The sequence below is a fragment of the Streptomyces sp. adm13(2018) genome (assembly GCF_008042145.1).
Classification (GTDB): domain Bacteria; phylum Actinomycetota; class Actinomycetes; order Streptomycetales; family Streptomycetaceae; genus Streptomyces.
On the sequence record NZ_RDBH01000080.1, the window covers coordinates 31,522 to 33,514 of the forward strand.

Annotated in this window: 2 protein-coding genes; both read left to right on the forward strand. The window is 73.5% G+C overall.

All coding sequences use genetic code 11. From position 1 onward, the window contains the following. Positions 1-318 precede the first annotated feature (318 nt). Positions 319-519 (forward strand): hypothetical protein, encoded by a 201-nt coding sequence (locus EAO70_RS06945; protein WP_148002128.1) that lies wholly within the window; start codon positions 319-321, stop codon positions 517-519. A gap of 281 nt (positions 520-800) precedes the next feature. Beyond that, on the forward strand, positions 801-1,991 hold the full coding sequence (locus tag EAO70_RS06950) for an acyl-CoA dehydrogenase family protein (protein ID WP_148002129.1): 1,191 nt from the start codon (positions 801-803) through the stop codon (positions 1,989-1,991). Positions 1,992-1,993: the final 2 nt, after the last annotated feature.

Below are 1,993 nucleotides of genomic sequence, written 5' to 3' on the forward strand. Positions count from 1 at the left end.
CTGTAGGGCTCGGCCGGCCCGGCCCGCTGAGCGACCGTCGCGGCCGACCCCTACAGGCCGTGCTGCCGACCGACCGGCCCGGCCGACGCGGACCAGCCGCGGGGGTCGGCCGACCCGGTCGGCGAGCGTCCGTTGCGGCCGGGCTGCCGACCGACCCGGACCAGCCGCGGGCCTCGGCCGACCCGTACCGTCCGGGGCCGTGCTGCTGAGCGGCCGCCGCGCGGCGCGGGCGGTGGCGGGGACGCCCCCGCTCCCGGATGCGGACCCACGGGCCGGACACGAGAATGGCGAGTGCCGGACGAACACGTAGGAGGCGGCATGAACGCTGAGCCCGACAAGACGTCCCAGGGGGACTTCCCCACGCCCGACCGGCTGCTGCATTCCGGGTCGGAGGGCGAGTTCACGGCCGAGGACCTGGTCCTCGCCTCCGGTCGTGACGTGACTCCCCAGACCCTCGCCTGGGCGGAACGCCGCATGGCGGAGAAGGGTCGCGCCTCCATGGACGAGCTGCTGCCGTAGGCCGCCCCGGCCCCGGCGTCGACCGCCCGCGCCCATCCGCGGGGATCACGGACGGTCCCGCAGCGCACCGCAGCATCCCGCAGCTCCCCTCGTACCTCCCCCCCGGCCCCGGTTCCGCAGCTGCGAACCGGGGCCGCGGGCCGTCCGGGACCGCCCCGAGCCTTCCGCATTTATGGAACACGTTCTACCGTGGCCGCCGTCGCGCCTCGCACGCCCCGGGTGACGCCGGGAACCCGCCAAGGACCGCCGCCGCAGGACAGCCGCCACGGGAGGCCCGCCCCATGCACCTCGCCTACACGCCCGCGCAGGACGAACTGCGCGCCGAACTGCGTGCGTACTTCTCCGAGCTGGTCCCCGAGGACGTCCACACCCGCTACGCGGACCCGGCGGCGCAGAAGCGCTTCTACCGGGAGACCATCCGGCGGCTCGGCGCCGACGGCTGGCTCGGGGTCGGCTGGCCCACCGAGTTCGGCGGGCGGGGGCTGACCCCCATGGAGCAGTTCATCTTCTTCGACGAGGCCGCGCAGGCGGGCGTCCCGCTGCCGCTCATGGCCCTGAACACCGTCGGGCCGACGATCATGCGCTTCGGCACCGACGAGCAGAAGGCGTACTTCCTGCCGCGCATCCTCTCCGGCGAGATCGACTTCGCCATCGGCTACAGCGAACCCGACGCCGGCACCGACCTGGCCGCCCTGAAGACCCGCGCGATTCGGCGGGGGGACGAGGTCACCGGTACGTACACCGTGAACGGCCAGAAGATCTGGACGACCAACGGCGACACCGCCGACTGGGTCTGGCTCGCGGTCCGCACCGACCCCGAGGCGCCGCCGCACAAGGGCATCACGATGCTGCTCGTCCCGACGAGCGACCCCGGCTACTCCTGCACCCTCATCAACACCCTCGCCTCGCACGACACCACCGCGAGCTACTACGACGACGTCGAGGTCCCCGCCTCACGCCGGGTCGGCGAGGAGAACAGGGGCTGGCGGCTGATCACCAACCAGCTCAACCACGAGCGCGTGACCCTCGCCGCCCACGGCACGATGGCGATCCGCGCCCTCCACGACGTCCAGCGCTGGGCCGCAGCCACCCCGCTCGCGGACGGCCGGCGCGTCATCGACCTGCCCTGGGTGCGCCGCACCCTGGCCCGTACCCACGCCCGGCTCGACGCGATGAAGCTCCTCAACTGGCAGATGGTGAACGCCGTCCAGCACGGCACCGTCACCCCCCAGGACGCCTCGGCCGTCAAGGTCTACGGCTCCGAGGCCCGCCGCGACGCCTACGCGGCCCTCATGGAGGTCGTCGGTGCGGCGGGCGCCCTCAAGGAGGGCTCCGCGGGCACGGTCCTCCACGGCGAACTGGAGCGCGGCTACCGCTCCGCCGTCATCTTCACCTTCGGCGGCGGGAACAACGAGATCCAGCGCGAGATCATCTCGTGGATCGGCCTGGGCATGCCCCGCGTCCGCCGATAGAG

Bases quoted from the DNA above. Each gene is read 5' to 3' on its own strand.
- EAO70_RS06945 (WP_148002128.1), top strand. From the start codon at position 319: ATGAACGCTGAGCCCGACAAGACGTCCCAGGGGGACTTCCCCACGCCC.
- EAO70_RS06950 (WP_148002129.1), top strand. From the start codon at position 801: ATGCACCTCGCCTACACGCCCGCGCAGGACGAACTGCGCGCCGAACTG.